This is a genomic window from Bacteroides bouchesdurhonensis, from assembly GCF_900155865.1.
GTDB lineage: Bacteria > Bacteroidota > Bacteroidia > Bacteroidales > Bacteroidaceae > Bacteroides > Bacteroides bouchesdurhonensis.
This window is the reverse complement of the sequence record NZ_LT707006.1, coordinates 3,177,585-3,204,116: the sequence shown is the minus strand read 5'-3', so window position 1 is coordinate 3,204,116 and position 26,532 is coordinate 3,177,585. Positions and strand designations below refer to the sequence as shown.

The following is a 26,532-nucleotide window of genomic DNA, read 5'->3' as shown; positions in this document are numbered from 1 at the left end:
AACAATTTGAACTGCAAAATCCGGTATTCATCCTACGGAGAAACCTTACTTTTAGAACAATATGGTTATAAATTATAAGAAGCTAAATCCTAACGGATTCTATCTATTGAAGTACTTGAATGATGAGACTATCCGTTTTATCATTCTCTATGGAGGTTCATCTTCCGGTAAGTCGTATAGTGTGGCACAAACAATACTGATACAGACATTACAGGATGGTGAGAACACTCTTGTCATGCGTAAGGTAGGAGCTTCTATTCTCAAAACCATTTATGAAGATTATAAGGTCGCTGCGATCGGTCTTGGCATCTCCCATTTGTTCAAATTTCAACAGAATACTATTAAATGTCTGGTAAATGGTGCGAAGATAGATTTCTCCGGTCTTGACGATCCGGAGAAGATAAAAGGTATCTCTAACTATAAGCGAGTTCAGTTAGAGGAATGGTCAGAGTTCGAGCATCCGGATTTCAAGCAGCTACGTAAGCGTTTGCGTGGTAAGAAAGGGCAGCAGATTATTTGTACCTTTAACCCGATCAGTGAAAGCCATTGGATAAAGAAAGAGTTTATTGATAAAGATAAATGGCATGATGTACCGATGACTGTTACCATTGCCGGCAAAGAGTTGCCGGAAGAACTTACCAAGGTCAAATCCGTAAGAAAGAACGCACCTAGGCAAATACTTAATCTTCGTACTAAGCAAATCGAGGAACAGGCCCCTAATACAGTTATTATCCAATCTACCTATTTGAATAATTTTTGGGTTGTTGGTAGTCCTGACGGTACGTATGGTTTCTATGATGAGCAATGTGTTGCCGACTTTGAGTATGATAGAGTTCACGATCCGGACTATTACAATGTGTACGCATTGGGAGAATGGGGTGTCATTCGTACCGGTAGTGAGTTCTTCGGTTCCTTCAATCGTGGCAAACATTCCGGTGAGCATAAGTATGTTCCGGACTTACCTATTCATATCTCTGTCGATAACAACGTGCTTCCGTATATCAGCGTATCATATTGGCAGGTCGATTTCACAACTGGTACCAAGGTTTGGCAATTCCATGAAACGTGTGCTGAAAGCCCCAACAATACAGTAAAGAAAGCTTCCAAACTTGTTGCAAAGTATCTGAAATCTATCCAATATTCTGATAGGTTATATGTACATGGTGATGCATCAACGAAAGCGGCAAACAGCATTGACGATGAGAAGCGTTCCTGGATGGACTTATTCATAGATACATTGCAGAAAGAAGGATTCGAGATTGAAGATAAGGTAGGCAACAAGAATCCGAGTGTTGCCATGACCGGTGAGTTTATCAATGCTATCTTTGATTGTACTGTTCCCGGTATAGAGATACACATTGACGAATCATGTTCGGTATCTATTGAGGACTACATGAGCGTACAGAAAGATGCTAACGGTGCCATTCTTAAAACTAAGGTCAAGAATAAAACTACCTTGCAGACTTATGAGGAGCACGGACACCTGTCTGATACGTTCCGATATGTCGTTGTGGATTTGTGTAGTGAGCAGTATATAGAGTTTAGTAACCGGCGAAAAAGAAACTTGTATGCTTGTAATGGCACTATTAATTTCTTCAATCCAGATACCGAATGTAAATACACTAAGAAGATTCTATATGTGATGCCGAATGTTAATGGGAAATTTGTCCTTATACAAGCGTTTAGATGTGGAAATAAATGGCATGTTGTTGATGTCGTATTTATGGATACTACTTCAACAGAAGATATACGTTCTTCTATTTTGTCCCATGAATCTGATTCATGTGTAATTGAATGTACAGATGCTTATTTCCCTTTTATCCGGGAACTCCGTTCTAGTACAAACAAGGAGATTCGTGTAATGAAAGAGTTTCCGGATGTAGATAAGCGTATTGCTGCAACATCTGATTATGTGAAAAATAGTATTCTTTTTTCTGCATCAAAAGTAGAATCTGATACGGAATATGTTGCCTTCATGAATAATCTGATGGACTATAATAAAGATAGTGAAACAAAAGAGGCCAGTGCTGTTTTGAGTGGGCTAGTACAGTTCGTTGTAAAATTAGGTTTGAATTGAATTGCGTTATATGTGATTGAAAATAAGGATGTTGTATTGTTGATATTATGTTTTCGTAATTTCAAGATTTTAGTGTTTTGGAAAACGGTTTTCCTTTTTACTTAGTTTTGCTCAAAAAGGAACCCAATGAATATTTTTTTTGATAATCTATTTGGAAAGAAATCTAAGACTAAAGGTGAAGTTGAAATAGTTACTTCATCTGAAAATAAGGATATAGATACTCAAAGTGGCAAGGCTGAAAAATGGTCAGTTGCATACATTGAGGACCTTACTAGTCCTATTGTAGCGGGCAGTAACTATCTAACGCTATTCAGTACGATACCTGAAGTCTTTTTCCCGATCGATTATATTGCATCGCGAATTGCAGGTGCTAATTTTCAATTGAAGAAAACTAAGGATGACAGTATAGTATGGGCGAATAAACGAATGAATGGCATACTTAGTCGTCCTAATTGTTTGATGCGTTGGAAAGAATTGATTTATCAGCACCATATTTATAAATTGTGTACAGGGAATAGCTTTATTCGTGCCGCTATGCCTGATGTCTTTTCTACAGCTGAAAAATGGAGATATTGCGATAATTATTGGGTGCTACCTTCTGATAAGACTATTGTAGAACCTGTTTACGGGAATATACCATTGTTTGGCATTGCCCAAACAGAAGATATTATTCGTAGCTATCGTTTGGAGTATGGTTGGAATGGTAGTTTGGAAATTCCTCCATACCAAATATGGCATGATAGAGACGGAAGTGCAGAGTTCTATTCAGGGGCTATGTTCTTGAAGTCCAAAAGTCGTCTTGCTTCCCAAAATAAGCCAATGTCAAATCTAATAGCTGTATATGAAGCTAGAAATGTGATTTATGTAAAGCGGGGTGGATTGGGCTTTATTGTAAGTAAGAAAACTGATGCTACCGGTTCAATAGCGTTGACTGACGATGAAAAGGAACAGCTTTTGAAGCAAAATTTTGAGAAGTATGGTGTAAGGAAGGGCCAGGTACCTTATGGTATTTCAGATGCAGACATTGACTTTGTTCGTACTAATCTTTCTATTGCAGAGTTACAGCCGTTTGAAGAGACTTTGGCTGATGCAATAAATATTGCAGGGGCATACGGCATCCCTGCCGTTCTTGTTCCGCGAAAAGACCAGTCCACATTTAGCAATCAGGCTACTGCTGAAAAGAGCGTATATTGTTCAACTGTTATTCCTATGGCCAAACAATTCTGCAAGGATTTTACAGCTTTCCTTGGTCTTGAAGGAGGGGGATATTATTTGGATTGTGATTTCTCTGATGTTGATTGTTTGCAGGAAGGATTGAAAGAATCCGAAGACGTAAAGACAAATATAAATAAACGTTGTCGTGAACAATTCTCATGTGGGCTTATAACACTCAATGACTGGCGTGCCCAAATAGGCGAAAGTATGATAGAAAATCCCTTGTTTGACAAATTGAAATTTGATATGTCAGATGAGGAACTGGATAAAGTAAATCGAGTTTTTAACACTAAAAGTGGAGATGAAAAAGATGGAAGAGAAAATCAAAAGCCTTCAGTACAAGACAAAGGCAAATGATGTTGATGAGAAGGGTATCGTTACCGTTGCGGTGAACGGTATCGGTGTGAAGGACTCACAAAATGACATATCTATGCCCGGCTCATTCAATAAGACATTGAAAGAAAATATTGGTCGGATGCGTTGGTTCCTGAATCATCGTACAGACCAGTTGTTAGGTGTTCCGTTGAGTGGTAAGGAAACAGAAGGTAATTTGGTTATGGTCGGTCAGTTAAATCTTGAAAAACAGATTGGCCGTGATACGTTAGCTGATTATAAGCTGTTTGCAGAGAATGGAAGAACCCTAGAACACTCTATCGGAGTAAAAGCCATCAAAAGGGATTCTATCGATCCTTGTAAGGTGCTTGAATGGCGTATGATGGAATATTCAACATTGACAAGTTGGGGGAGTAATCCACAGACGTTCCTTGTGAATATCAAGTCTGCTACTGCTGACCAGGTAAAGGAAGCTGTTGATTTCGTCCGGAAAGCGTTCTTGCAGCATGGATATAGTGATGAACGTTTAAAAGGATACGATATGGAATTAAGTTTATTACTGAAGAGCCTCAACGGTGGTGCCGTTGTCTCATGTCCTCATTGTGGTTATCAATTTGATTATGATGCAGAAACAGAGCATACCTTTGCCCAACAGGTATTAGATTATGCTGCTGATTATCAGAGATGGATAACACAGGACATTGTAAGGGAAGAAATGGAGAAGCTCACTCCGGAGATTAGAACCCAAGTAATTTCTCTTATTGATTCTGTCAAATCAGAAAAGAAAGAATTTACTCAAAAGGGTCTACAAGACCTTATGAATTATGTAAGATGTCCCCACTGTTGGGGAAAAGTATATCGTTCGAATGCTATTCTGCAAAACACTTCTGAAAATACCACCGGAAAAAATGAGCCGTCTGTTGACACTCAAGAAAAGAATGACGGGGAAAATGGGAACGATGAAGTAACGATTAAAGCCGCTGATAATGGCACTTTACTCGATTTCAAGAGTTTGAATAGCTGTTTCGAGAATAAATAACTTAAAATTTAAATTTTATGCCTAAAAAATTTACAGTATCAGATTTTAATCTGAAAACAGACGGTCTGCCGGCAGAACAGAAAACTTTCATGGAAAACATTGTCGGCATGATGTGTGAAGTAGTTAACAAGTCACTTGAAGGATTTGCCTCACCGGAGGAGGTAACGAAACAGTTTGGTGACATCAATAATCTATTGAAAGCCTATGATGGAGAAAAGTTCCAGCAATTGGTAAAGGACAACGAGCAACTTGTAGAACAAGTTAAAACTCTAGGTGAAAGTATCGAGAAAATGAAGCAGAAAGGTCTTTCTATGGATACTATCAACAAGTTCGATGAGAAGTTGAACGAGATGCTTGATTCTGAAAAATTCAGAGATTTCGCAGAAGGAAAAACACGCAAATCAGGAGAATTTGACGGCTTCTCCTTGAAAGATGTCGTTTCCATGACTGACAATTACACCGGTGATTTGTTGATTACTCAACAACAGAAACGTGTTGTGACTCAGGTTGCCAACAAAAAGTTGCATATGCGTGATGTATTAACGACGTTGACTGCTGATCCTGCATACCCTCAACTTGCCTATGCACAAGTATATGCTTTCAACCGCAATGCCCGTTTTGTAACAGAGAATGGGCGTTTGCCTGAATCAAGCATCAAGGTAAAAGAGATACAGACAGGAACTAAGCGCCTTGGTACTCATATCCGTATCTCAAAACGTATGTTGAAATCAAGAGTGTACATTCGTTCCTACATCTTGAACATGCTTCCTGAAGCTGTTTGGATGGCAGAAGACTGGAACATCTTGTTTGGTGACGGTAATGGTGAGAATTTGCTTGGTATTATTAATAATACTGGGGTGACTTCTGTAGAGAAGATTATCAGTACAGCCATTGTTACAGGTGCCGCCGGTGCTGTAAAAGCTATTACCGGATATAACGGTGATAAGGATGTGATTGTAGAGTTTGCAGAACCACAGGATTTGATTCTTGATGGAATGAGTATCACGTTCGCTGGTGCCGCTGTTCTTACAGAACTGAACAAAACACACGCTCTTGTGAAAATGGAAGATGGTCGTATCCTTATTTCTGGTGTCGCGTTCTCCGGTGCTGAAACGGCTACGGATAAAATGACATTCAGTGTTCATGAAGCCGGCTTTAAGAACATTGAGGAACCCAACTCTGAAGATGTAGTGAAAACAGCTTTCGCCGCAATGACATATGCCCAGTATTTTCCGAATGCTATTATTCTTAATCCAATGACTGTTAACGGTATGGAATCAGAAAAAGATACGACAGGACGTAATCTTGGTATCGTTAAAATGGTTGATGGGGTGAAATATATTGCCGGTCGTCCGATTATCGAGTATGGTGGTATTCTTCCAGGTAAGTATCTTTTAGGTGACTTTAACCAAGCCGCAAATTTGGTTGATTATACCACTTTGACACTTGAATGGGCTGAAGATGTGGAGACCAAGCTTTGCAATGAGGTTGTGTTGATGGCACAAGAAGAAGTTATCTTCCCGATTTATATGCCGTGGGCTTTCGCTTATGGGGATTTGGCCGCATTGAAGACTGCAATAACTAAAGCGTAGGATTATGGATTACATACTTAGAGGTAATGATAAGGATGTAGCCAATGTGCTTAAAGAGCAACGCATTCGGATTGGTAGAGGGGTGGTTTCATTCACCCCTATTTCCGAGTGTGGTCTTGTTACAGAAGAAGATGCTCGAAAGACATTGGAATGTATGCTCACAGAGAAAGATGCGAAAATCGGTGAACTTACTGAATCCATTACGGAGAAAGATAAAGCTATTGTTGAACTGACAGATGAACGTGATACAATGAAAGCTCGTATTGCAGAACTTGAAGCCCTGATTCCTTCTGATAACAAGAATCTTCCGGCTGCCGATTCAAAAGAATTGCCTGCTGGAGATGCTAAGGAAGTAACTGTTGTTGATGATAAAACCGTTTCCGTGGAAGATGAAAAGAAAACCGGAAAGGGTAAGGCTTCTAAATAACTATTGCCATGTTGATTGATGTTTCATATTTTACGTCAGGTCCCAGGCATATTGAGAATGCTTCGGTCGCTGAAATGCCTTCGCCCCAGTCTCTTGCAGTAAATGAGGTGATAAACGGGTATATCAAGGCATTTCAGACCGAATTTCTTCATACTGCTGTCGGTTTTAGTCTTTCACAAGCTATTACTGATTATTTGGAGATCGTAGAACAGGAAAAAGAGGATTCTTCAGATGAGGTTGATATCTTGGAAAAAGATGAACCTCAATCCGGATATGCACTTTTATGTGAAAAGCTAAGTGAACCGTTCGCCGATTATGTGTTCTTTCACATTTTACGTGATATGAATACACAGGCTACTATCACTGGTCTTGTAAGATTGAAATGTGCTAACGAGTATATATCTCCGATTAAGAGACAGGTTAGTGTCTGGAACAGCATGGTGAAGAAGAACCGACTCTTTGTAGAATGGGCGATGTCCGATGATTGTCCTTTCACCGGTTTGAAGATTCAAAAGAACCTATTAACTCCCATTAATGCTTTCAATTTATGATGGAATTGGATATAACAGAACTGTTTGAAGAAGTAGTTAGAAAACTTCCTGAAGGACTTGAAATCCTCTACCCTAATGGGAAAGGTGGGGCAAAAATTGTAAAGTCACCAAGATTGAATTACATCTTTGGTAGCAGTCAATATATCAAAGATATTTTAGATGAATACAGTAAGTCTTCTGCCCAGTCTGAAAGGAAGTTTCCATTGGTTGCACTATTCACTCCAATTAGTGAGGATAGAGGTGATGCGGATTATTTTTCAAAAGCAAAGGTTTCGTTAATTATAGCATGTTCTTCTTGTAAAGAGTGGAGCAATGAGATGCGCAGAACCACATCTTTTAAAAATATCCTTCGGCCAATCTATAAACGTTTATTGGAAGTATTATATGAAGATTCTCGGTTCGACTGCGACTATGACGAAAAAGTGAAACATAGTTATTCAGAAAACTATTCATATGGCAGATACGGAGCCTATACAGATTCCGGTGAGGCTGTGAGCGAGCCGATTGATGCCATAAATATACGCTCGATGGAAATAAAAATTAATAATCTTAATTGTAGAAGAAAATGAGAAAGATTAGAACGTGTAAGGGTTCCCGGATGAACACTGGTAGTTCTGCCTGTAGCATTGACTGGAAAAAAGTCAAAGGTGCTATCTTGACAGAACATGGTGTCAAACTCCCTGCTGATATAACAGGTGAGAAGTTGCTCGAATTGTGCCATGCAGACCGTCCCGGGCGTATTTACCCTATTTTGCCATTCCTGGAGTATGCCAAGAATGGTGGAGAGCCTCAAGTTAATCCTGTAGGGTACGGTGCAAGTGAATACAACGGGCTTAGCGCTCAAACAGACACCTTCACTTTGAAGAAATTTGATGAGGTTTTGAATGCCCAGCTTCTGAAATGTGCCAATAAAGGATGGGACGTTTACTTTTGGAATCAGGATAATATGTTGATCGGTTATAATGATGACACTGATATCCTTGCCGGTATTCCGATGTCTACTGTTTACCCGACCGTGACACAGTACCCGACCAGTAGTGCTAAGTCTGCGATGACTGTTAGTTTTTCACATGAAGATGTGGAAGACAGCCAATTGCACTTTGACTACGTGCAGTTAGACTTCAATCCCAAGAATTTCGTTAAAGGCTTGGTTGATGTTGTGTTTCAAAAGTTGGAGGCCGAAAATACTTACAAAATAGTTGAAGTTGTTGGTGGTTATGACCGTACAGAAGAATTTGGCAGTCTTATTGCTGATGGTGCTGCTGAAGTTATGAATAACGTAACTTCTGCTACATATTCGGATGGTATCATTACCATTGTTCCTAAAGCCGGGGCGGTTCCTTCGTTGAAAGCTCCTTCTGTATTGTATGAAAAAGGAATCAGAGGTATCGAGCAGGTGTCATGAAGGTAGATAATGTTACGTTCGTCGAGGTTGCTGTGAAGGGCATGACGAAGGAAGAGTTTATTAATGCGCACATTAAAGTCGTGTGGCAGGAACTGAAGGAAGCTGACCGTAAGAAGAAGCTCTCGGAAGTGTACGATGCGATAACTAAGTAACCGACGGGCTGGGGTGTGATTACAGCCCAGCCCGTTATATTTTTACTGTATGGCAGATTTTGATGAATTACATAGAGTTATTCATTCCATTGCATCCGGGTTTGAAGAGGAATGTATTAGGTGTATGGAAGAACATAAGAATGTGCTCGTTGATTGTATTCAGGAACAATTATATTCCGGCTTGGACGGTACCGAACATCTATTGAATCCTGATTATGATACTGACACCTATTTTAACGAGCCCGGTCCCTGGCAGAACCGTGCGGAACAATATAAACGATGGAAGGAGAGGATAACTCCACCTCTTAGAAGTGAGATACTTTATTTGCCACCGCGTCCGGTTGAGGTACCTAACCTCTTTATTACTGGTACTTTCTATGATAGCATAACTGCCGATAGAATTGATTCCGGGCTTCGATTCTCAACGAAAGGATTTACGGACGGTAGTTCTATTGAGAAGAAATACGGTGAGCAGATTTTAGGCATTGGTGATACAGCTAAAGAGTACTTTAATATTATGTATCTCCGTCCCTGGATGGAACGTTTCTTTTCAGAATGTGGATATCGGTAGAAAATGGCTTGTAGTTGCGAAATAAAAAAGATGCAGAGTGAACTGGAACGTATCAGTGATCTTGCAAAGAAAGCAGCTGTCTTGGATGGTTGCATGTATGTTGTTTATCAGAAAGAAGATGGTACCTATGCTTTTGATAAACTTGGAGTTGAGATAAAAGGAAAGATTATTGAATATAGACATTATCTGTAATTATGGATTTAAAATTGAAAGATTTCGTTGATGAGAGCGATTTGCAGAAATTGGTGGAGCTTGATAATACTATTGAGCGTGTGAGGGCTGATTATGTTAATGCGGCCAAAGAATTAGCAAAAGGTTTGAAACTAAATGTAGAAGGTGTTGCTGATCTTGAAAAGTTGAGTAACCTTTATAATACTCAAGCAAAAACGGCTGGTTCTGCATCTGCTGAATTAACCGAAGCTCTTAGAAAACAGTCTGAAATAACTCAAACTGTCAGTAAGAAGATAGAGGAAAAGCTAAATGTAGAGAAATTATCTGCTGCTGAACTGAAGAAACTAACCAAAGCAAACTCGGATAATGCTGTGTCCTTGGAAAAGGCTGCTAAAGCAGAAGCTAACTTGACAAAAGCGCAGAATGCCGGTAATACTACTCGTAAGAAAGCTGTTCTATCTGAAGAAGAACGTTTAAAACTTATCAGAACTGCTATTATCTTGACTAATCAGGAAGTACATAGCCGTTCACAAGCAAAGGAAATGAATAAGCAGCTGCAAAAGGCTGTTGATGTTTTGAAAGATACGGATGAAAACTATATTCGTACACTTGCCCGTCTTAATTCTACAATCGGAATCAATACCGATTACATAAAGCGAAATTCCGATCGATATAGTCAACAGAAAATGACTATCGGTGCATACCGGGAAGAAGTAAAGGCTGCATGGGTTGAGATACAGAACGGTAATAAATCCATGCAGAATATGGGTGTTATTGCCCGGAATGCCGGTAGGATGCTTAATACAGAGCTTGCTCCTGGGTTAAGTAAAGTTGGTGCTGGTTTAAAAGGGTGGGCAGCTGGATATATTGGTGCACAAGCTGTTGTTAGTGGAGTTGTTGCTTTATTTACAAAACTGCGTGAAGGAGTAGGTGATATTGTTAAATTTGAATTAGCTAATAGTAGGCTTGCTGCAATATTAGGAACCACTTCTGATAAAGTGAAGGAGTTAACTGCGGATGCTCAACGTTTGGGTGCTACAACGAAATACACTGCATCCGAAGCTACGGATTTGCAAATAGAACTTGCTAAACTAGGTTTTACTCGAAAAGAAATATTAGATGCAACAGAGCACGTTCTAAAATTTGCACAAGCTACCGGGGCAGAATTAGCAGATGCGGCTTCATTGGCAGGTGCTTCTCTTCGTATGTTTAATGCTGATACAAGAGAAACTGAAAGATATGTGTCTGCGATGGCTGTCGCAACAACCAAAAGCGCATTGTCGTTTTCATATCTCGCTACTGCATTACCAATTGTTGGACCGGTTGCAAAAGCCTTTAATTTCAGTATTGAAGATACTTTGGCTTTGTTGGGTAAATTATCGGATGCCGGTTTTGATGCTTCAATGGCTGCTACTGCTACTCGTAATGTTTTTCTAAATTTAGCTGATAGTAATGGAAAGCTGGCAAAGGCGTTAGGTAAGCCCGTTAAAACATTGCCTGAGTTAGTTGAAGGATTGAAATCGCTAAAAGAAAAAGGGGTAGACTTGAATACTACTCTTGAATTAACTGATAAGCGTAGTGTTGCCGCTTTTAATGCCTTTCTCACCGCTGTTGATAAAATATTACCACTTAGAGAACAGATTACTGGTGTAGAACGTGAATTGGGCGATATGGCTCACACGATGGGAGATAATGTTCATGGAGCTCTTGCTAACTTATCTTCAGCATGGGAAGCGTTTATGCTTTCTTTCTCCGAGTCAACGGGACCTGCTAAGGAGTTTCTTAATTGGATGGCTGATAAAATAAGAGGTATCGCCAATGATTTGAAATCTCCTGAAGAAAAAATAGAAAAGATAGATTATAATTTTAGAACACTTGCAAAAAAAGATGCGAACAAAAAGTTATTGGAAGTAGAAAAAGATTTTCAGGCAGAATATAAGAGGCTTATTGATGCTGGTGATACAGAGGAACAAGCATACACAAAAGCTGTTATTCAAATGAAAAATAAACGTATTGAAGTAACGGCCCAAGAGAGAGAAGCTTTAAAACGGATGAAAACTCGTGCTCAATATGCAACATCAGAGTTTGAAGATATGTCTTGGATAAAGAATGGTGCTGCTAAAATGTTTGGCTATTACACATCGGAAGCAGAAAAAGCGGATAAGGCTCAGTTGGAATTTTCTAAAAACTTATTTAAAATAGCATCTAGCGATGAGTTTAATCGTGGACTTGATGTGATTGCAGAAAAGTTCCGTCCAAAGGGTAACGACAAAAATGGTTCAGGTATAACAGTCCTTACTGATAAAGAAAAACGTGAACAGGAAAAAGCTCTCAAAGAGAAGCTGAAAATTCATGAAACTTATCAGGAATCAGAACTAGCTCTTATGGATGAGGGACTGGAGAAAGAACTTGCTAAAATTGGTGTTGCTTACTCAAAGAAGATTGCTGCCGTCAAGGGTAATAGCAAAGAGGAAATTGCTACTCGTCAGAATTTGGCGAAAGAAATGCAGGATAAATTAGATGAATTCTCTATTAAGTATAATTCTGACCGTGAAAAGAAAGATGTTGAGAACGCTCTTGCTGTTGTAAAAAAGGGGTCCCAGGAAGAACTTGATTTGAAATTGCACCAGTTGGAGTTGCAACGTGAAGCAGAAATTGATGCAGCAGAGAAAACAGGTGAAGATGTTTTTCTCATTGACGACAAATATGCAAAAAAGAAACAAGAACTTTACGAAAGACATGCATCCGATCAGGTGCAATTAATAGCAGAGAATGCAGCGCATGAGCAGGAAATCCGGGATGCTGCATATGTTATGGATACGCTTGCTCTTAAAAAACAGTTAGCTTCTAAGGAAATAACCCAGCAAGAGTATGCAGAACTTGAGTATCAGTTAAAATTAGATTATGTACGTAAAACAACCGAAGCTGCAATTGATGCGTTGGAGTTGGAGCTTCGAAACGAAAATTTGAGCGCAGAGGATAGGGCAAAGATTGCAGAGCAGTTACAGAAATTGAAAGCGGACCTTTCCCAGCAAGAAGCAGAAGCGGAAATAGATGCTATCAATAAAGTTACTAAAGCGGATGAGAAAGCACAGAAAGAACGTCAGAGGAATCTGAAAAAATGGCTTCAAACTGCATCTCAAGCAGTGGGTGCTATTGGTGATCTAGTCTCTACTATTTATGATGGTCAGATTCAGAAAATAGAAGAAGAGCAGGAAGCTAATGATGAGAAATATGATAAGGATGTAGAACGAATACAGAATCTAGCTGATTCGGGAGCAATCTCCGAAGAAGAAGCAGAAGCTCGTAAGCGTGCGGCCAAGGAAAGAACTGAAGCTAAGAATGCTGAACTTGAAAAACAAAAACAAGAAATGGCACGTAAACAAGCCATTTGGGAAAAGGCGACTAGTGTCGCTCAAGCTGGAATAGCCACTGCACTGGCAATAACTGAAGCTTTACCGAATATTCCTTTATCTATTGTTATTGGTGCCATGGGAGCAATTCAGGTTGCAACTATTCTTGCAACTCCTATTCCTTCCTATGCAGACGGTACTCAAGGTAATGATAGGCATCCCGGCGGTGCCGCTTTAGTTGGTGATGCCGGTAAACATGAAGTTATCATGTATTCTGGAAAAGCATGGATTACTCCTGATACTCCAACTTTAGTTGATATTCCTAAAGGTGCGCAAGTCTTTCCTGATGTTGATAAGGTAGATATCTCTAATTTTGATATACCGGATTGGGACTTTCCCACATTTTCACCGACATATTTTGCATCTTCTTCCGGTGACACCATTGTTTTCAATGATTATTCCCGATTAGAAAAAAGGGTTGATAGAACAAATTTCCTTTTGATGAAGAGTCTAAAAATGCAACGCCAAGATGCTTCTAACCGTGAATTTGAACTGTATAAGTTATCTAAACTGAAATAGCCATGATTGAAAGATTAAATCAGATAACATTGAGTGATTTCATTGAACTTTCATGCGGAAACTATGCTTGTTTGCTTTCGGACTGCAAATCTATGTCCGAAAGTACGCTTAAAGAGATAGCATCTAAATTGCTCATTGAATACAGAAGTATTGTTAATCCTTCAAATATGAAGGCTATGGTAATGGACAAAGAGGATATGCTGAAAGAACGTGCCAAACTATTGAGTCTTCGTATTTGTCAGGCTCTAGTTTCTCTTGGCTTTTATGATGATGTTCGTCAGGTATTGGGTCAACTAAATGTAGATACCCGAAATATGAGTGATGAACAAGTAATATCGAAGATTGATTATTTACTTCATTCTGCAATTTTTGAGCAAAAACGGAATGAGGAAAGACGCAGTGAGGAACATAAAGGAAGTAAGGCTACTCCTGAACAAATTCGTTCTTCTTTTGATGCTGAGATTGCTTTTCTAATGACATTCTTTAAAATGAGTATTGATTCTCGTGTAATTAATGCTGCTGTCTACGCAAATATCGTTCATCAAGCTGATGTTGAAATATTGATCAGAAAAAGAAGCACATGATAATATTGGTACTACATATATGCTGTAATTCGATTAATTTTTAATTAAAGCGAATTATTTCATACAGTCGTTTGTACATCTCCTTTAGAATCACAAACGACTTTTTTATGAATAGAAAAAACAGCATCCATTGTATAAATAGGCATTTATACAATGTTTTATTGTCAGAATTACGTACATTAGAGACGAAGTGTAATCGGATAACAGCAGAAGTGTCCGAGGTAAAAAAAATGATTGCCTTATTGCCCCCCGATATAGGCACTCTTATTAGTTCAATCGAGCGTTCTGCTAAGGAAATGCACGAACAAAGTATCATGCACCGGAAATATGTGGAAAGGTGCATTAATGGCGAACCGAAGATACACCTAATAAGGAGGGCTGACAATGGACTTTGAAAAGGAATTATCAGAAATATATCCTTGGATATTAAAGGTGGCAAGAAAATTCTGCTGTTCCATGCAAGATGCTGAAGACTTAGCCGGTGATACAGTTTATAAGCTACTTGTGAATCGTGATAAATTTGATTGTTCTAAACCACTTCAACCGTGGTGCCTTATTATAATGAGGAATACTTATATAATAAGATACAATAGAAATTCCCTTATACATTTTACAGGGCTTGATATGGTAGACGGAAGTGCCATTTCTAACTGTACAGCTCATTCAATACTGTTTGATGATTTGGTTTCCACAATACAACGGTGTGCTAAAAAATCCCGTTGTATTGATAGTGTGATGTATTATGCTAGTGGGTATTCTTATGATGAGATAAGTGAAATCCTGAACATTCCTGTCGGAACTGTAAGAAGTCGTATTTCATTTGGAAGAAAAATGATATTTCATGCTCTAGGTTATTAATATTGTGTGATTTTGGTTCTTATAGAAATTTATTTATATATTTGTATTATCACTAAATAAGCATGATATGGCAATATTGTTAGATAGTTTTTCATATAGAGTTAAAAAATTATCAGGTGGAGTATATTTGGATAGATGGGATGGTAATACATTTCCTGAATTTATTTTACCTGAAAGATTGTATTTCATTAAGAATATAATAAACTCATTATTACTACATGATAAAATATATATACGTATTACTTCGTTAGAAGAATTTATTGAAGTATTTGGGATTGAGGCTACGAGTCTGTTAATATCCAAAGATATATTGAAAATATTAGATGGTTGGTCTTCTCCCAAAATTATGGCATTTGAGGATCAGAATTTTTCTTTTTGGAATACTCAAATTCCTTCAGATAGTGCGCGATTAAATATTATTTCTAGATTGTCGAATAGATACCGGATTTCTCAATATAGTTATTTATATCATGTATTGTATCATGAATTATTAGAGGAGGACGCATCAGGCTATTTAGATAGTATAGCACTAGATAATACTTTAGAAGATATAAATATTCCTGTGTTAAAAGCACATTTAAATCTTAAAACTGAAGATTTGTTTAATATTTGTGATGATGATGCTTTTACTATAATGAGGCTATTTATTCTTGAACGCACATTGGTTTGGTCACGTGAGTTTAGAATGAATGAAATAGGAATGGAAGGGAATGCTAAATATTGGTTAACGTTGAAAAGTGGTCGTGAATTAGATCAGTCATTGATGGGAAATATTGATCAGGTTTTAAAAAGTAAAGCTCTTCCAGATCTTTCTATTTTATATTATAAAGGGGCAATAACACTTCAAGATATATTAGAGGTCAGGGAGAATGTTCATGGAGTGAAATTCAGAGAATGGATCGCTGGGAATGATTATGATTGGAGAGAACTTCAAAATATATTAATAGCTAAGAAAGGGGAACAATTAATAACCAAATGGTTAAGATTTGGGGCTGTTACTGGACTTGGCTTATGGAATCCTTATGTGGGAATTGCAGCTGGCATTATTGATCAAGTTGTTGGGGCATTAACTAAATGGACACCTGAATTATATTTTGATGGTGTATTATCTAACAAATTTGGAAGTAAACGTTTGAGAAGTTTAAACACTTTGGATGATCATGATATAAAATAGCTATAAATAAAACGCTTTTTTCTAAAATAATATTTTATTCACTGATAGCCAGTGAATTATGTGGCGTTTTGGCAAAGTATGATTTTCAAGAATTTAGCCAACTGGGAAACCGGTTGGCTTTTTCTATATATTTGCTCGTGAACATTCAAAAAGAGTTAAAATGCTTTGTAAATATGTGCTTACCGTTGATCGTATTATCTATGAAATTCCCAAATCTTGTATTCAGAATTGGGATGAAATAAAGTTTTCCCGTAAACGCTCCAGACTTGAAGGAATAACTAGAACCTTTACTTCAAAATTCCAGTTTGTGGGAGAAGCCTATGATCTCATATTGGAGGAGTATTTGAGCAAATACCTGGCTTCTAATGCTAGTATCACCGTTTATACTATAACTAATTCTCATACTTATGAAGAATTCTTTAGTTGTCGATTGGATTTCGGTTCATTAACTTATGATGGAAATACTGTTTCTATTAATTCGATAGATGATAGTGTCGCTAATATCATAAAGGCTAACAAAGGAACGCAGTACGAATATTCGGTAGATGAGATAAAAGATGTATATCAGCTTTATTATGATTCTGTAAGTATGAATTATAGTCAACCGCATACATTAGGTGGTAATACTGTAGAAAATGATGCTTCTTTGCAATATATTGTAATTGACAAAGGAATATATGTAGAAGCTATAACATATTCGCTTCCCTTATATATTTCTGGTGGTGAACTTCCGTCACGGGATTCACCTCTTGAGTTTTATGATGCACCACAGGAATCGAAAGATGATCCAAATGTATTTGTTAAAGCCTTGTCCGACATTGATATAGTATTGAATTTTAGTTTTGAATACTATATCAGTTATAGTGATGCGTATACAACTAAAGCTGAAATTGTTCTAGGTGGGCGTTACGAAGATGGTCGTTTAGTCGAGTTGAAAAGATGGGGGTATAATAAGGGGGATGTTACCCCAAGTAATCTGAATGAATCCATCAAGATTCATCTGACTAAAGGGCAGGCTTTATTTTTTGATTTGAAGGTAACATTTAACAGAGTTAATGCTTCTACTGGCAATATTTATTTTCGTAATTTCAAATTTGAGACACGCTTTACTTCTCGAGCTAACCCTATCTATGTGGATGCAATAAGACCTATTGATGTGTTAAACCGATTGCTTAAAAGCATGAATGGTGGAAATGAAGGTATCTATGGTGAAATAGCTTCAGGTGTTGATGAAAGGTTAGATAATTGCGTGATATTAGCTGCTGAAAGTATTCGTGGAATCCCTCAAGCTAAGCTATATACTTCTTATACGAAGTTTAAAAACTGGATGGAAACAGTTTTTGGCTTTGTGCCTGTGATCAATGGTGTCACTGTTTTTTTTAAACACCGGGACAAATTGTTTAGTGATAACAATGTAAAGGATTTAAATAGCAGCTTTTCTAGTTTTGAGTATAAGGTTGATTCATCAAGAATATATTCTTTGGTTAGGGTAGGATATGATAAACAGGACTATGAAAGTATGAATGGTCGTGACGAATTCCGATTTACTACTGAATATACTACTGGCATTGATATAACTGATAATGTATTAGAGTTGATTAGCCCTTACCGTGCTGATGTTTATGGAATTGAATTCTTATCGCAAAAGAGAGGCCAAGATACAACGGATAGTGAAAGTGACAATGATGTGTTTTTTGTTTGTGCCAGTACTACATTACATGATAATGGCGGAGTACAAACATATAAAGAGTATAGGCTTATAAGGAGCGGTTGGGAAATAAGTGGTGTACTTGATCCTGAAACGATGTTTAATACCATGTATTGGCAAGGAGGCATATTGCAAGCAAATGCCGGCTATATTGGTATGTTCACTAAAAAACTATCTTATTCTTCTTCTGACGGTAATAGTGATGTTGTTGTCAATGGTATAGGAATGAAAGATGATTTTAACGTTGAAAGTGGTATTATAACTTGTGGAGATGTTTCATTCACAACTTATAATGAAGATATTCCACCAACAGATGATGAAACGATTAAAATCTTAAAAGATGATCTAGTTTACGAGGGCTACATCAAAGAGGTGAGTAGTACAGTTGAGAGAAACGAGGGAGTGAAGTATGATTTATTTGTCCGTTCAATAACAAAAGCCTAGAAATATGATTATAAGCCCGTTTACCCCACTGTTTTTTTCTCCGTCTACCGATAAATTTGGAGCGAAGAGTAAATATGTGCAATTATTCGCACGTACAGACAGGATTTTTGTTGAATTGATTTTGACAGCCAAAGAGCAGGAGCCTATAGTTTACATTAATAATCTTTTAAGTAATATATCTACACCTGTATCATTAAGCTCATGGAAGATGAATGATGATAAGATTCTTTATTTCTATAACATTTCATTGCTTCCATGTGGATACTATACTGTAACAGTTAATGGGAATACGAGTGAGATTTTTAAAGTTACGGACGATGAATGTGAGTTATCAGAAACCAGCCTTATTCAGTATTCAATGAAAGATAATAAGCAGCATCTTGATGCTGTCTGGTGGATAGATGGGATGCAATACTTTTTTGATTTTCGCGTTCCTGGTGGTTTCAAAGATAACGGATGGACGTTCGGTGTGGATAATGAGCAGTTCGTGACCTCTGATGAGGATATTGTTGAGCTATTCAGCCACGAATATACAACAGTATTATTCACGCTTGGAAATGGGATGGGATGCCCTGTGTGGTTTGCTGAATTATTGAATCGTGTCTTATGCTGTAATTACGTCTACTTTGATGGTGTTCGATATACCAGAAAGGAAAGTAATGTTCCGGAACTTAACCAGCAAATAGAGGGATTGAAGAGTTTTGTGTTCAATCAAATGTTACAGAAGGTAAGAACGATGAATCCAGTTTTGGAATGGAATAACCAGCTTGCTATGAGGTGTGTACAAAGCGGTGCTTATAGGATAGCAGATGATGAAGGAATGCGTAGTATCAAGTATGGTTCAGAAAGTGGGGTTGCAGAGGTCGGAGCATATATCAATATGACTAAGGCTATTCCTAATACTGGAGTTTCTATTAATAGTGATACTATGGTTACTGTCAACAGTATTCATCACCCAGGTGTTGATAAAAATTCATATTGGGATTTGATTGCAATCAAGACGACTGACATAGATAACAAGTATATTGGTAGAAGAGGTTACGGTAAACTTACAGTTAATGGACTGGATAGACTAAAGAACGATTTGGACAACGGTTCGATAAATTTGCGTGCTGTACTATATAAAGGAGATTCGTATACTAACCTCATTGAAGGGAGTGTAATCAGTAGGGATGGTGTATGTGTCTTGAAAGGTATTAACGGTGGAGATATTGGTGCTCTGAAGGAGTTCCAACTTTATCTTGATAATGTCTATGATTGCGACATAGATAATCTTGGTATGACCATTGAGCTTGTATGGGTATATGAAAATGATTAAAAAAGAGAATTATGACAGAAACAGAAAAACAACAGATTATTAGCCTTGTGTTACAAGCGTTGAAGACAAACAGTCTTACAATAGAGCAACTGACTGATACAACAGAGCTATCCAAAGATATGTACGTTGAAGTTAGTGGCGGTCGGAAAATATCTATTGATTTACTTTCAAGTACCATTGCTAAAATGGTGAATGGTGATTTTGATGCATTAGTGGAGAATGTCAATAAGATTGCAAAAGATTTATCGGATGGAGACGCCGAGTTATTGAAACGTATAACAGGAGTGTCTGATAAATCCAATCCTTTGACTGACCCATTTAAAAGTATTGGCTCTTTTACTACTATTGGTAGCTTTAAAGATAAATTAAAAACAATGTATTCCGGGGATTCTTCTATTGGGAATTATCGGTGTATTTTGTCTGTTGATTCGTCTAAGATTCCTGTAAATATACAAATTGAACGGTTGGAGCTTAATAAGGTTTGTCAATCATTCACTTCGTGTATACAACTGGCTACCATGTCAGACAATGCCGAAGGTGTATATTTAGGTACAGTTTGTACAATCTCACGAATAGGTATTGTTTCCAATGAGAGTGTTACATGGGGCAAATGGACCTCTGTAATAAATGACTTTGAGGAAAGGATAGGAAAAGCGAACGGTATCGCTCCTTTGAACGAAGAAAGTAAAGTTCCTTCTGAATGTCTGCCTGAACCGTTGTCTCTTGGGGAAAGTGAAGATGAAGCCTTCCCCGGCGACCGTGGAAAGGCTTTAGAGGATGCAATGACAAATATCCCTTCCGACATAATCAAACCTGATTCATTCTCCGTCCTGTCTGACGCTTCCTATCTCAATGTATCTTTCAAAAAAGTGTCCAAAACAACCGGTAAAGAAACGGATGACAGCTTCCGTTTGCCTTCTGCTACCCTTGAACAAGCCGGCCTTTTGTCCGCCGAGGATAAGCAAGCCCTTGAGGATATGAAGAGCGGCACGCCCGCTGACGATGTAACACACCCCATCGTCATTGTTGATGAGATCCGCCCATTGAAAGACGGCTACTATACCCTTGAAACCGCTATTGCCGCCATTGTCTCCTATCAACAGGAATCTGGCGTCAAATATGAGCGAACGGGTCTCATCATTACTTACAAAACAGGCGAGTATGAAATGGAAACCCGGCAGTTCCAGGGTGCTGTGTCCGATTTTGCGACCCCTTCTCTTTGGAAACCCTTCGGGAATGGTGGTGGCAGTTCCGTTTTTGAAACTTCCGATGAACCGGCGGAAGGGGGAAAGGACGCCTTTTCAACTGGTGGCGCCTATGCCTATGTTCCGGCCAACCTCGACGTAAACGTGGAAACAGAAGGCATTGTAAAACTTCAGATGAAGAACGCTGCCGGTGAAACCCTTGGCGATGAAGTGCAGTTCGCTATCGGCACGGGTGGCGGCGGTCAAACTGGTGGTACCATTGTTGCCATTGCTTTCCAGTCGACACCTGTCTATGGCTCTTACGGCTCCACGCTACGAACCTTTGCCGCCATTCGTTCCGTGACCTCGAACGGTGTCGAATCCTCTGACAACCTGATTGAGAAACTGGAACTCGTAGACCGTGAAAGCGGGCTTACCGTCTGGACTGAAACCGTCAACAAAGCATCTTCCGGTGACATGAAGGACTTCTCCTTTGAACTGGACTTCACCACATACTTTACGGCTGCCGGTACTCGGAAATTCAAGCTGATAGCCACTGACGAAAGCGGCAACACCGGTTCCAAGAATGTCAATGTAACAGCTGTTGATATTACCTGTACCTGTGTGCAGGTGCTCAACTATACCCCTGAAACTCTGCTTACTCCGACAACTGAAAGTTTCAGCCTTCCACTCTATAAGTTCGGAAACAACACCTCTGATAAAGGTATCAGTGCCCAGGTTGACATCAAGATTAATGGTGAATGGCAATCCCTGTCTACCACCGTTGTAAATGACAACTACTCGCACTCCGTTGTAATCCGCCCTGCTTCCCTCGGCCTAGAACACGGTACCTATCCCTTGCGCATCCAAGGAACGGATGTCGCATCCGGAGTGAAAGGAAATGTCATCTACACGGCTGTCATGGTAATTGACCCGAATAGTTCCACACCTCTTGTCGCCTTGAGATACGATGATAAAAACGGTGGAGTAGTCCGACTGTACGAAACCGTAGAACTTGATGTTGCCTGTTATGACCCGTTGGAAATGACTTCACCCGTCAGCGTGAAAGCCAATAACGTGCAGGTAACACAAATTGCTGCCAGTCGTAACAAAACCTATCAGGTCAAACAACAACTGCAGGGCTACAAGGCTGACGGCACCGATACGGTCAACTATACTGCCGTATGCAAGGACGTGACTAGCGAACCTGTCCGGGTGACAGTTAGCGGTTCCGCCATTGACGCCGCCATAAAAGAAGGCGCCATCTATAACTTTGACTTCTCATCCCGTACCAATCAGGAAACTGACCATAGCATTGTCAGCGGTAATTATGAAATGAAAGTGGACGGTGCCAACTGGACTACCAACGGTTTTGGCACATTCTTGGGTGAGAACTGCCTTCGCGTAGCCGAGAATGTGGGCGTGTCATTAAACCATGCCCCGTTTGCCGGCTCGTCCATCGAATCCAACGGTGCCGCCATCCAGTTCGCTTTCGCTTCCAAGAACGTGACCGATGATGATGCCCTGCTCCTTAGCTGCTATGATGAAACGTCCGGTGCCGGCTTCTATGTCACCGGCCGGGTGGTCGGCATCTTCTGTAACAATGGTGTCGCCCGTCGTGAAGAACGCGCCTACCGGCAGGGTGAAAAGATAACCGTAGCCGTAGTTGTTGGACCTGCAAGCAACTACGTCGAACGTGACGGCACACGATATTCCATGATGAAACTCTTCCTCAACGGTGAGGAAGTCGCCTGTCTTGGTTATGTTCCGGGCGGCGGCTCCCTGATTCAAACCAAGTATATAACGATGGACGGCAAACTGGGTGATTTGTATCTTTATTACATGATGGCCTGGAACTCCTATATGGAATGGGCACAGGCGTTCAAGAACTACCTTGTCCGTCTGACCGATACAGAGGTAATGGTGAAGGAATACGCCTTTGAGGACATCCTTAAAAGCCAGACAGCCGAGGGTAGTACCCAAAGCCGCCCGTCGGCTGCCGAAATCTATTCACGCGGTATGCCTTACATTGTCGAATGCCCCTATGAAGGCTCCGATATAGAAGCACTGGACGGCACCACTTCCACCAGTACGAAGATATACATCACGCTCTATTACTTTGACCCCGAACGCCCGTGGCGTAACTTCAAGGCCGTGAGTGTCCAAACCCGCAACCAGGGAACCACCTCTGCCAAACGCCCGGTAAAGAATAAACGCTACTACCTCGCCAAGAGCAAAGGCAAAAACAAGGATACCCGAATCATCCTGCTTAATCCGGACGATACAACGGAAGAAGGGCGCCGGGCAATCGCTCTTGCCGCCATCAACAAAGTGCAGGTCGGTGATAATACAATCCCGGTCGATGTCATCACCGTAAAAGTCGATTACTCCGATTCCGGCAATGCGAACGATTGCGGCGCCTGTGAAATGATGAACGTTACTTATCGTGCCTTGGCAGGTAACTACATGACGCCCGTTCAACGTGCATTTGACGGAACATTTGACAGCGGAGACTTACACATCGAAGGCTTACAGATGAACCACTCCACTGCCAATCACCCTGTAGCCACCTACCGGTGTAAAGATGACAGTCTGCAAAATGTCTATTTCCATGCCAAAGGTAACTGGAAGGAAGATAAGGGGGAACAATTCGCCCTCGGTTTCAAGGATACCCCCGGTTATAATAAAGGCTGTCTGAATTATGGTGATTTCATCGAGTTCTTCGGTACGTCCGGCGAAACCCTTGATGCCATCGAAACGCGCTTCAAACAGACTGACGGACTCGATACGGATAGCGTGTACCTGCTTTCCCTGTATTGTGGTAGTTCATACCGGATAATGAGGTATCAGGACGGTTCCTGGAAAAAGCAATCCGGTTCCATGAAGTACGAAAACGGCAAATGGAATGTCACCGGTGATGTCCTTAACCCCGTCGAAGGCTTCGAACTTCTGAACTATCAGGGAATGGACTGGTTCCAAGGCGTTGGCTCCGTTCAGGATATGATGGCCATGAAAACGGATAAATCATCATGGGTTCAGAAACTAGTGGACGGTGGGACAATCTCTGCCGATACCTTCCCTGCATGGACCTACTATTTTGAATCACTTATTGATGACGATCAGCTCGCTATTGACTATGCTCTTGGTAAGAAAGTGCCGTATAGCCTCTACCGGTGGTTACGCTTCTGTGATTCCTGTGATTATTCCAAAGGTGGGAACTGGCAAAAAACATGGAAGGAAAACATGTATAAATACGCCTGTCCGGAAAGTGTCTTGAGTTATGATATTTTCACCGACTACCTTGCCGCCACGGATCAGCGTGCCAAGAATATGCAGCCGATGTGGTTCTTGGAAGAGTATGCTTCCGTAACGGACGGTGTGTACAGCTCCGAGGATGCCATGCGCATGTACCTGAATAAAATCTATGACTGCGATACGCTCAACAGCAAGGATAACGACGGTGGTTGCACGGTTGACGCCGAGGTGGATCCCAACCGGACGAGCGATGAAACATTCACTAACCCTTATGCTGGCTACGGCTCCGTTCTGTTTAATAACATCTATCTCCAACAAACAGTGTGGATTGACTCATCCGGTACGGAACTCTCCCTACGTACTGTTGCCGCCGCCATGCGTAACGTTCAGGCGACCATTGATGGCGTCACCCTGCACCCGTTCTCACCCGAAGGAGCTACGCATTTCTTCATTGACAAACGGCTCAAGAAATGGCAGAAACTGGTTAGTTCTTACGATGGTGAACGGAAATACATCTCCTATACCGCCACCTCTGACGCTATCTATTTCTACGCCCTCCAAGGTCTTGGACTTACCGCCCTTCCGTCCTTCATCGAAAGACGCTGGCGTATCCGGGACGGTTATTTCCAAACCGGTGATTTCTTCAGCGGTGTAATTTCCGGGCGCGTATCTTCCAAATCAAACGCCACCATCCGGATTGTCGCTGCTAAAAACGGTTACTTCGGTGTCGGCAATGACGCTAGCGGCAACCTTTCCGAAAGCTGCTTCCTTGAAGCGGGCGAAGAATATGTATTCACCAACTTCTCACATGAGGAAGGCGCCTTGCTATATATCTATCAGGCTGACCGCATGAAGCTGCTCGACCTGTCTGAAATCTCCCTGTCAAGTACGGTGAGCTTCTCCGCCATGCAACTTGTGGAAACCCTTATCTTGGGCTCTGACACCCATACAGAACAATCCATCGGTTCTTACGCACCGCTTACCTCGCTGAACTGCGGCGAAATGCCCTTCCTCGTATCACTCGATATCCGGAACACACAAATCGTTACGCTCGTTACCGACAAATGCCCACGTATCGCCCATATCAATGCGTCCGGTAGCAAACTGGAGAACATCACTCTTGCAGAGACTTCTCCGATTAATGACATCTCTCTTCCACCAACAATGACAAGCCTCCGTTTTGTCGGTCTTCCTGAACTGACCTATACCGGTCTTTCCGCCCCGTCCGGCCTGCAAATAGAATCCATGCCGAACGTCCAACGCCTGCGTCTTGAAACGTCGCCTCAACTTGACGCCATTCAGATGCTCCGTGACGTCCTCGCTTCACAAGCGGCATCCCGTAAACTTTCCATGCTCCGTATCTCGAACATGACCCTGAAGGCTGACGGCTCCGAGCTTCTTGCCATTCTCGAATATGGAGTTGCCGGAATGGATGAGGACGGCAACAGACAGGATAAACCGGTAGTCAACGGCACGTATGAACTGACAGTTATCCGTGAAACGGATGAAATCGAATCCCTTGAATCCGGTATTGACGGCCTTGTCATCCTTACCGTCATAGATGCCTACATCGACCTGATCAACTGGTTCAATAATGAGTCTTATGGCGGAGAACCGTACTACGATAACGTAACGTTGGACAACATCAATGAAGTCCTTGAATATTATAACGGCGAAACCTACGAGGAATATCTCGAACGGTTTGCTGAAGACAATATGGATATTAATGATTTAATTAACAAGTAACTATGACGAATGAACAAAGCGCAACGCTGCTTCGCTTGAATAAACAGGCACAAGTGGCAGCACTGAACGCCGTGGGCTTCTCGGATGTCACCGAGAATTCCCGCGCATCTGAATTTGGACAACGTATCAAGTGGGCCGCTGGCTTGCTTGATTTGAATCTTGCCTGTAACCGCATCTCGGATAACTCCAAATGGTATTTCACCCGTGAGGAATGGGATTCCCTCACGGTTACCAACAAACAGTTGTTTATCAAACGCGGTCTTCGTATCCGTGCCCACGGACACTCCTTCGTAATTTCCGCTCAGGAGTGCTATAATGCCGACATGACTACCACCTTCTACTGGGGCGGTCAGGGCAAAGCCATAGACGGCCTGAATCAAAAAGGACTGGGCGCCATGTATGGCTGCTTCACGGGTGCGGAAGATACCGACCTTATTATCGCAACTCTGAAAGACCAAAATAATAGTGGTGTGATCGGTGCGCCAGCTGCCGAAGCCGCCCGCGCCTACCGTGCCTACACTTTGGAAAGTGATGGTATCGAGGATGAATCCAACTGGTTCCTTCCGTCATCCGGTCAAATGCTTCTGATGTACCGCTACCGTGATAAAATCAATGAGATGATGCGTACCTTTTGGAGCAGTGATTCCATGCTGATGACCGATAAGTATTATTGGTCAAGTACGATTTGGGATAATAATTCCGCCTGGACTTTCGAACTGAATACCGGACGTATTACGAACCAAAACAAAAATTCAAATCTTCTCCATGTGAGAGCTGTTGCTTCTGAATAGTATTA

At 40.7% G+C, this 26,532-nt stretch carries 19 protein-coding genes; all 19 read left to right on the top strand.

Features of this window, described 5'->3' with window-relative positions; all coding sequences use genetic code 11:
• Nucleotides 1-61 precede the first annotated feature (61 nt).
• The 19 genes from CZ225_RS13490 (at nucleotide 62) to CZ225_RS13405 (ending at nucleotide 26,527) form a co-directional block, all read left to right on the top strand.
• Nucleotides 62-2,077, top strand: coding sequence for a PBSX family phage terminase large subunit (locus CZ225_RS13490; protein ID WP_077154458.1), 2,016 nt, complete (start codon nucleotides 62-64; stop codon nucleotides 2,075-2,077).
• 126 nt (nucleotides 2,078-2,203) lie between these two features.
• Entirely contained in the window at nucleotides 2,204-3,649 is a 1,446-nt protein-coding gene (locus tag CZ225_RS13485; RefSeq protein WP_004311552.1) for a phage portal protein, read from the top strand.
• Nucleotides 3,603-4,664, top strand: a complete 1,062-nt coding sequence (locus CZ225_RS13480; RefSeq protein ID WP_004311553.1) for an HK97 family phage prohead protease — start codon at nucleotides 3,603-3,605, stop codon at nucleotides 4,662-4,664. The genes CZ225_RS13485 and CZ225_RS13480 overlap by 47 nt, the downstream gene beginning before the upstream one ends.
• Before the next feature lie 17 nt (nucleotides 4,665-4,681).
• Nucleotides 4,682-6,256: a phage major capsid protein gene (locus CZ225_RS13475; protein WP_008775916.1), complete on the top strand. Its 1,575-nt coding sequence runs from the start codon at nucleotides 4,682-4,684 to the stop codon at nucleotides 6,254-6,256.
• A 4-nt stretch (nucleotides 6,257-6,260) separates the two neighbouring features.
• Nucleotides 6,261-6,683, top strand: a complete 423-nt coding sequence (locus CZ225_RS13470) for a hypothetical protein (RefSeq protein ID WP_008775915.1) — start codon at nucleotides 6,261-6,263, stop codon at nucleotides 6,681-6,683.
• An 8-nt stretch (nucleotides 6,684-6,691) separates the two neighbouring features.
• Nucleotides 6,692-7,234, top strand: coding sequence for a hypothetical protein (locus CZ225_RS13465; RefSeq protein WP_008775914.1), 543 nt, complete (start codon nucleotides 6,692-6,694; stop codon nucleotides 7,232-7,234).
• Nucleotides 7,231-7,803 (top strand): hypothetical protein, encoded by a 573-nt coding sequence (locus CZ225_RS13460; protein ID WP_032849492.1) that lies wholly within the window; start codon nucleotides 7,231-7,233, stop codon nucleotides 7,801-7,803. Before CZ225_RS13465 ends, CZ225_RS13460 begins: the two co-directional genes overlap by 4 nt.
• On the top strand, nucleotides 7,800-8,639 hold the full coding sequence (locus tag CZ225_RS13455; RefSeq protein ID WP_004300278.1) for a hypothetical protein: 840 nt from the start codon (nucleotides 7,800-7,802) through the stop codon (nucleotides 8,637-8,639). Before CZ225_RS13460 ends, CZ225_RS13455 begins: the two co-directional genes overlap by 4 nt.
• Nucleotides 8,636-8,791: a hypothetical protein gene (locus tag CZ225_RS23905; protein WP_004300280.1), complete on the top strand. Its 156-nt coding sequence runs from the start codon at nucleotides 8,636-8,638 to the stop codon at nucleotides 8,789-8,791. The genes CZ225_RS13455 and CZ225_RS23905 overlap by 4 nt, the downstream gene beginning before the upstream one ends.
• A 49-nt stretch (nucleotides 8,792-8,840) precedes the next feature.
• Complete coding sequence (locus CZ225_RS13450) at nucleotides 8,841-9,362, top strand: hypothetical protein (RefSeq protein ID WP_008775912.1); 522 nt, start codon at nucleotides 8,841-8,843, stop codon at nucleotides 9,360-9,362.
• A gap of 3 nt (nucleotides 9,363-9,365) precedes the next feature.
• Nucleotides 9,366-9,554 carry a hypothetical protein gene (locus tag CZ225_RS23390; RefSeq protein ID WP_008775911.1) on the top strand — a complete coding sequence of 63 codons (189 nt, stop codon included), beginning with the start codon at nucleotides 9,366-9,368 and terminating at the stop codon, nucleotides 9,552-9,554.
• Nucleotides 9,554-13,465 carry a phage tail tape measure protein gene (locus CZ225_RS13445; protein ID WP_077154457.1) on the top strand — a complete coding sequence of 1,304 codons (3,912 nt, stop codon included), beginning with the start codon at nucleotides 9,554-9,556 and terminating at the stop codon, nucleotides 13,463-13,465. Before CZ225_RS23390 ends, CZ225_RS13445 begins: the two co-directional genes overlap by 1 nt.
• A 2-nt stretch (nucleotides 13,466-13,467) precedes the next feature.
• Complete coding sequence (locus tag CZ225_RS13440) at nucleotides 13,468-14,049, top strand: hypothetical protein (protein WP_077154456.1); 582 nt, start codon at nucleotides 13,468-13,470, stop codon at nucleotides 14,047-14,049.
• 384 nt (nucleotides 14,050-14,433) lie between these two features.
• Nucleotides 14,434-14,907: an RNA polymerase sigma factor gene (locus tag CZ225_RS13430; protein WP_077154455.1), complete on the top strand. Its 474-nt coding sequence runs from the start codon at nucleotides 14,434-14,436 to the stop codon at nucleotides 14,905-14,907.
• Nucleotides 14,908-14,974: 67 nt separating this feature from the next.
• Entirely contained in the window at nucleotides 14,975-16,081 is a 1,107-nt protein-coding gene (locus CZ225_RS13425) for a hypothetical protein (protein WP_077154454.1), read from the top strand.
• Between the two features lie 160 nt (nucleotides 16,082-16,241).
• On the top strand, nucleotides 16,242-18,233 hold the full coding sequence (locus tag CZ225_RS13420) for a hypothetical protein (RefSeq protein ID WP_004318773.1): 1,992 nt from the start codon (nucleotides 16,242-16,244) through the stop codon (nucleotides 18,231-18,233).
• A gap of 4 nt (nucleotides 18,234-18,237) precedes the next feature.
• Nucleotides 18,238-19,551 carry a hypothetical protein gene (locus CZ225_RS13415; protein ID WP_077154453.1) on the top strand — a complete coding sequence of 438 codons (1,314 nt, stop codon included), beginning with the start codon at nucleotides 18,238-18,240 and terminating at the stop codon, nucleotides 19,549-19,551.
• Between the two features lie 11 nt (nucleotides 19,552-19,562).
• Nucleotides 19,563-25,736, top strand: coding sequence for a leucine-rich repeat domain-containing protein (locus CZ225_RS13410; protein WP_077154452.1), 6,174 nt, complete (start codon nucleotides 19,563-19,565; stop codon nucleotides 25,734-25,736).
• Nucleotides 25,737-25,738: 2 nt separating this feature from the next.
• A complete protein-coding gene (locus CZ225_RS13405; RefSeq protein WP_077154451.1) occupies nucleotides 25,739-26,527 on the top strand; it encodes an Lcl C-terminal domain-containing protein in 789 nt (262 codons plus the stop codon).
• The last annotated feature ends 5 nt before the right edge of the window (nucleotides 26,528-26,532 follow it).

Bases quoted from the DNA above. Each gene is read 5' to 3' on its own strand.
- CZ225_RS23905 (WP_004300280.1), top strand. From the start codon at position 8,636: ATGAAGGTAGATAATGTTACGTTCGTCGAGGTTGCTGTGAAGGGCATG.
- CZ225_RS13420 (WP_004318773.1), top strand. From the start codon at position 16,242: ATGCTTTGTAAATATGTGCTTACCGTTGATCGTATTATCTATGAAATT.
- CZ225_RS13425 (WP_077154454.1), top strand. From the start codon at position 14,975: ATGGCAATATTGTTAGATAGTTTTTCATATAGAGTTAAAAAATTATCA.
- CZ225_RS13490 (WP_077154458.1), top strand. From the start codon at position 62: ATGGTTATAAATTATAAGAAGCTAAATCCTAACGGATTCTATCTATTG.
- CZ225_RS13450 (WP_008775912.1), top strand. From the start codon at position 8,841: ATGGCAGATTTTGATGAATTACATAGAGTTATTCATTCCATTGCATCC.
- CZ225_RS13460 (WP_032849492.1), top strand. From the start codon at position 7,231: ATGATGGAATTGGATATAACAGAACTGTTTGAAGAAGTAGTTAGAAAA.
- CZ225_RS13405 (WP_077154451.1), top strand. From the start codon at position 25,739: ATGACGAATGAACAAAGCGCAACGCTGCTTCGCTTGAATAAACAGGCA.
- CZ225_RS13440 (WP_077154456.1), top strand. From the start codon at position 13,468: ATGATTGAAAGATTAAATCAGATAACATTGAGTGATTTCATTGAACTT.
- CZ225_RS13485 (WP_004311552.1), top strand. From the start codon at position 2,204: ATGAATATTTTTTTTGATAATCTATTTGGAAAGAAATCTAAGACTAAA.
- CZ225_RS13430 (WP_077154455.1), top strand. From the start codon at position 14,434: ATGGACTTTGAAAAGGAATTATCAGAAATATATCCTTGGATATTAAAG.
- CZ225_RS13470 (WP_008775915.1), top strand. From the start codon at position 6,261: ATGGATTACATACTTAGAGGTAATGATAAGGATGTAGCCAATGTGCTT.
- CZ225_RS13480 (WP_004311553.1), top strand. From the start codon at position 3,603: ATGGAAGAGAAAATCAAAAGCCTTCAGTACAAGACAAAGGCAAATGAT.
- CZ225_RS13475 (WP_008775916.1), top strand. From the start codon at position 4,682: ATGCCTAAAAAATTTACAGTATCAGATTTTAATCTGAAAACAGACGGT.
- CZ225_RS13415 (WP_077154453.1), top strand. From the start codon at position 18,238: ATGATTATAAGCCCGTTTACCCCACTGTTTTTTTCTCCGTCTACCGAT.
- CZ225_RS23390 (WP_008775911.1), top strand. From the start codon at position 9,366: ATGGCTTGTAGTTGCGAAATAAAAAAGATGCAGAGTGAACTGGAACGT.
- CZ225_RS13410 (WP_077154452.1), top strand. From the start codon at position 19,563: ATGACAGAAACAGAAAAACAACAGATTATTAGCCTTGTGTTACAAGCG.
- CZ225_RS13455 (WP_004300278.1), top strand. From the start codon at position 7,800: ATGAGAAAGATTAGAACGTGTAAGGGTTCCCGGATGAACACTGGTAGT.
- CZ225_RS13465 (WP_008775914.1), top strand. From the start codon at position 6,692: ATGTTGATTGATGTTTCATATTTTACGTCAGGTCCCAGGCATATTGAG.